Source organism: Algoriphagus sp., from assembly GCF_024642405.1.
In the GTDB taxonomy this organism is placed as follows: domain Bacteria; phylum Bacteroidota; class Bacteroidia; order Cytophagales; family Cyclobacteriaceae; genus Algoriphagus.
On record NZ_JAHEBC010000303.1, the window covers coordinates 1 to 4,749 of the forward strand.

The 4,749-nt window shown below is 37.7% G+C and carries 4 protein-coding genes; 3 read left to right on the plus strand and 1 reads right to left on the minus strand.

Annotation, left to right across the window (positions count from 1 at the left end):
• The 3 genes from Q0L68_RS16605 to Q0L68_RS16615 form a co-directional block, all read left to right on the plus strand.
• A partial coding sequence (locus Q0L68_RS16605) for a peptidase dimerization domain-containing protein (RefSeq protein ID WP_296705311.1) occupies positions 1 to 527 on the plus strand: 527 nt, incomplete at its 5' end.
• A gap of 21 nt (positions 528 to 548) precedes the next feature.
• Positions 549 to 1,343: a glycoside hydrolase family 25 protein gene (locus Q0L68_RS16610; protein WP_296705313.1), complete on the plus strand. Its 795-nt coding sequence runs from the start codon at positions 549 to 551 to the stop codon at positions 1,341 to 1,343.
• 79 nt (positions 1,344 to 1,422) lie between these two features.
• Complete coding sequence (locus tag Q0L68_RS16615; protein WP_296705314.1) at positions 1,423 to 2,928, plus strand: sulfatase; 1,506 nt, start codon at positions 1,423 to 1,425, stop codon at positions 2,926 to 2,928.
• A 17-nt stretch (positions 2,929 to 2,945) separates the two neighbouring features.
• On the opposite strand, the gene Q0L68_RS16620 is transcribed toward Q0L68_RS16615, so the two are convergent.
• Complete coding sequence (locus tag Q0L68_RS16620) at positions 2,946 to 4,592, minus strand: sulfatase (protein ID WP_296705316.1); 1,647 nt, start codon at positions 4,590 to 4,592, stop codon at positions 2,946 to 2,948.
• Between the last annotated feature and the right edge of the window lie 157 nt (positions 4,593 to 4,749).

Sequence of the window (4,749 nt, forward strand, 5' to 3'; positions counted from 1 at the left end):
AAGAATTGGCTGGAGAACAGTATTTAACCTTTAACCCCGGTCAGATCATCGGAGGTTCTGATATCAATTATAATTCCGAAACCGGTAAAGGAGAAGCTTTGGGAAAGACAAACATAGTCGCTAGGGAAGCACTCGTTACAGGGGATTTAAGGTTCTTGGGCGAAGAACAAAAAAATGCAGCTAGAGAAAAGATGCAGGCAATTGTAGATAGAAATCTAAACCAAACTGATGCGGAAATTATCTTTGAAGACGGATTACCTTCCATGGTTCCTACGGAAGGAAATTATGCACTTGCGGAGGTTTTAAATCAATTAAGTCAGGATATGGGATTAGGGGAAGTAAAACCTGGAGATCCTGGTAGCAGAGGAGCTGGGGATATTTCCTTTGTAGCCGACTACGTAGATTGTTTGGATGGCTTAGGAGCATCAGGTAGAGGAGCACATGCTCCTGGTGAAACTATCAACATGAAAGAGTACCCTGAATTAATTAAAAGAAGTACTTTATTCCTCTATCGATTAACTAGATAAAATTATTCTATTCCGATTTATATGCCTCGAAAAAAGTCCAGATCAACTCCTTTGGGGTTGATCATTCTTTTGATACTGTTGACTGCGGGAGCCGGGTTTCTGATTTATACTACCTGGAACCAGCTCCACAATACCCCTTACTATTCTAATAAACCTATTTCTGAACAAGAAGCTTTGAAATTTGAATATGTTTTCAAAACTCAGCCAGAGCCTGTGTTGGGGATAGATATTTCGCATTATCAAGGTAAAATAATCTGGGATAGGCTTGAACTTCAAATTAAAGATATCCCTGTTAAGTTTTTTGTTTTCAGGGCTACCATGGGGTATGATCAAGATAAGCTCTTCGATGAATATTGGGAGGCATTAGATACCATGGATATTGTCAAAGGAGCATATCATTACTATAGACCCAACGAAAACAGTACAAAGCAGGCAGAAAATTTCATCAAGAACGTGAATTTAGAAAAAGGGGATTTAAGACCTATTTTAGATATAGAACGAAATTCCACCGTTCAATCCCAAGAACGCCTCAGGACAGGAATTTTGAATTGGTTGCAATTAGTGGGAGCTCATTATGGAGTAAAGCCTATCATCTATACTGGAGATACTTTCAACAGACATGTTTTGGAAGGAAATGGATTTGAAGATTACCCTCTTTGGGTGGCAAATTACAATCCGGTTAAAACCCCAGAAAGTGATTCCTGGACGATTTGGCAATTTTCTGAAAAAGGAAGATTGAATGGTATCAATGAAAATGTTGACTTAAATATCCTTCGAGGAGGCTACAAAGCTTTGGAAAGTTTGATGATTGATTGATGGGATTTTCATACATAAAATAAAATATGATTGGATTAGCTATTAGAAGGTTTTAAATTTCTGAATAGCCCAGTTTAACATGAAACAATATCCACTATCCTTAATCCTTTTATTTTTCTTCTGTTTTTCTGCCCTAAGTCAAGAAAAAAAACCTAATATTTTATTTTTAATCGCTGATGATTGGTCTTATCCCCACGCAGGAGTTTATGGAGATCCCGTCGTTAGAACTCCAACTTTTGATCGATTAGCAGCCGAAGGAGCATTATTTGCAAATGCTTATACCGCATCTCCCTCTTGTTCTCCATCAAGAGCTTCAGTTTTATTAGGCCGATATCCACATCAGAATGAAGATGGAGGAAATCTTTGGTCTGAATTTCCTGCTCAATACCCTAGCTACGTTTCCATTTTGGAAGAAGCTGGATACTTTACCGGTTCCACTCGGAAAGGTTGGGGACCAGGGGAATTTAAAGTCAGTGGCTTAGAACATAATCCAGCTGGTAAATCTTTTGAAGATTTTAAAACTTTTTTATCTCAGAAAGAGAATGATCAACCCTTTACTTTTTGGTTTGGCAGCACTGATCCCCATCGAACATATGTGACAAATACTGGGATTCAAACTGGGATGAGCCTAGAGGATGTTCAAGTCCCTGGTTTTTTTCCTGATAATGACTGTGTGAGAAATGATATACTGGATTATTATTTTGAAATCGAAAGATTTGATAGAGAGTGCGGCCAATTAATAAAAATGCTGGAAGAATTAGGAGAGCTAGACAATACGATTATCGTGATGACCAGTGACAATGGCATGCCTTTTCCTCGAGCAAAAGCAACTCTCTATGATTATGGAACTAGAATGCCCTTGGCAATTAGATATCCTGAAAAAATAAAACAAGGTACGGTCATAAATGATTTTGTCAATTTTATAGACTTTGCTCCAAGTTTTGTTGAGGCAGCAGGATTAAATCAAGAAACAATGAGTGGGCAATCACTTTGGCCTTTATTAGCCGGAGAAAAACAAAATCGTGATCAAGTATATCTAGAGAGGGAACGGCATGCTAATGTCAGAAAAGGAGACCTTTCCTATCCAATTAGAGCTATTCGTGATCACAAGTATTTATACATTCGAAATATGATGCCGGAGAGAAATCCTGCTGGGGATCCAACAGTCCATCAATCAGTTGGCCAATATGGCGATATTGATAATTCCATTACCAAATTTTTAATCATGAATTTGGAAGGGAAATCTATCTCTGGAGAGCCTGATTATTTCAAATTAGCATTTGAAAAAAGACCAGAGGTAGAGCTTTATGATGTAATCGCAGATCCATTTCAATTGAATAATCTGGCGGATGATGCATCTTATAAGATGGTCAAAAATGACATGGGAAAGATACTTCAAGAATGGATGGAAAATACCGGAGATTTGAGGGCAAGCGAACCTAGAAGTTTGTATTGGGATAATGTTCGATATACTCCTGATTATCAACTCCAAGATTACGATTTTCAACAGAAAATCAAGGAGTATAAAATTATCCCTCCTTTTGGGAAATACTCAAGAGAAGGGATCCCATGCTTGGAGGATTAACTTTTTACAGGAAACAATTATTTAACAATTAAAGCTTCCTGACTGGGCTCATAACCTATTCTATGTGCCAAAACATATAAAGAATCTCCTGCTGCCCATTCGAATGGTTTCTGGTAAACGGTCCAAACATCTGAGGATGATTTTCTATAACCTATGGAAGCGCCTGGAGTTTTGGATCCTAAAGCAACCAATCCATTCTCAAACAAGACAATGGCTGGCTCTGTAGTTGGCGGAATATTTTTCTCATTCCACCATTCCCAAACCATTTGCATTTCAGGTATATCAGCCATATCCCGATAATAATCTTTCCAATCAATATGTGCTTTTCTCATTTCTTCAAGCTTCTCTTGATATTCAGGATTTTCTGCTAGATTATTGAACTCCCAAGGATCTACTTGGGTGTCATATAATTCTTCTTGAGGTTTTGTTTCATCAAACCACCTTTCCTGATCAGGAGTCAATTCCCCCTCTTCATGGAGTTCTAATAGGTGAATCATTAAAGGATTATTTAATCGATATCTTATATTCTGATAGTTTGGTTTTTTGACCATATAGTTCCGGATATATTTAAAGCGTCCATCACTCACTGCTCTGACCCGATCAACCTCAGAATCCATCCTATCTCGGGCAGCATAAACATATTTTCTTGGTTGTGATTTTTGTGCTCCCAAAAAAGCTTGACCTTGCATAGTAGGATGGATTTTTATACCTACTAAAGAGAAGATGGTCGGTGCAAAATCTACAAAGCTAACCAGTTCATTAGTTACAGAACCTGGTTCTAGAAATGGAGCTTTAATAAGAAGAGGGATTTTTAAACCTCTATCATAAATCTCACGCTTGAAATAAGGCATTCCATCTCCATGATCTGAATAGTAGAATATAATCGTGTTATCATACAGTCCTGCATCTTTTAGCTCCTGAAGTAACTCTCCCACTTGAGTATCCATTCGCATGACATTAGTAATAAATCGGGCTATAGTATTTCTAGAAATGGAATCATCGGGATATACCGGAGGCACTTTCACAGAATCAGGATCCACTAAAAGAGGTTCATCAGCCCTTGCCCAAACCTGAGACTCATGAGAAATGGTAAGATTAAAAATAGAGAAAAAAGGTTGATTCGGATCAGGCCTATTTTTCCAATGAGCTTTAGAGCTACTTTCATCCCACATGGTTTTTGGTGCAACAAATTGATAATCCTCTTTGGAATTATTGGTAGTGTAGTAGCCAATCATTCTCAAATATTCAGGAAATCCACGCATACCTTCTGGTAAAACCACTGAGTAGGATTTGAAATTGGGAGGATAAGCATCCAGTGCATCAGCAGACATTCCTAGAGTTCGCATATTATGAGCTCCTATTGATGTTTGATATGCTCCTGTGATTATTGCAGCTCTGCTGGGGGCACAAACGCCAGCCGTAGAAAATGCATTGGTATATTTTAGGCTCTCTTTTGCAAATTGATCCAAGACCGGAGTTTTACCTCCAGTCCCTCCATAAGCTCCCAAATGCTCAGGGGACATATCTTCATTCACAATCCAAACAATATTTGGCCTTTCAGGATATTGAATATTAGTTTCAGTTTCGGTAGAACTGGAACAGGAAAAAATCCAAATAGCACCTAGTAACAGAAAGAAGTTCGAAGTATTGGCTAATGCTTTCATTTAAGAGTATTGAAGAAACTAAGAATTCAATAAGTTAGGATTTTTAAAAGAAAACCCAATGTAAATTTTGCGTCAATGCTTTATTCGGTATTTTCTTTCTTAAAATTATGTATCATACTCGAAACAGCTCTAATTTTTTCTATTTGGAATTAACCAT

Excerpts from the sequence above, each read along its gene's own strand:
- Q0L68_RS16610 (WP_296705313.1), top strand. The coding sequence starts at position 549 with ATGCCTCGAAAAAAGTCCAGATCAACTCCTTTGGGGTTGATCATTCTT.
- Q0L68_RS16615 (WP_296705314.1), top strand. The coding sequence starts at position 1,423 with ATGAAACAATATCCACTATCCTTAATCCTTTTATTTTTCTTCTGTTTT.
- Q0L68_RS16620 (WP_296705316.1), bottom strand. The coding sequence starts at position 4,592 with ATGAAAGCATTAGCCAATACTTCGAACTTCTTTCTGTTACTAGGTGCT.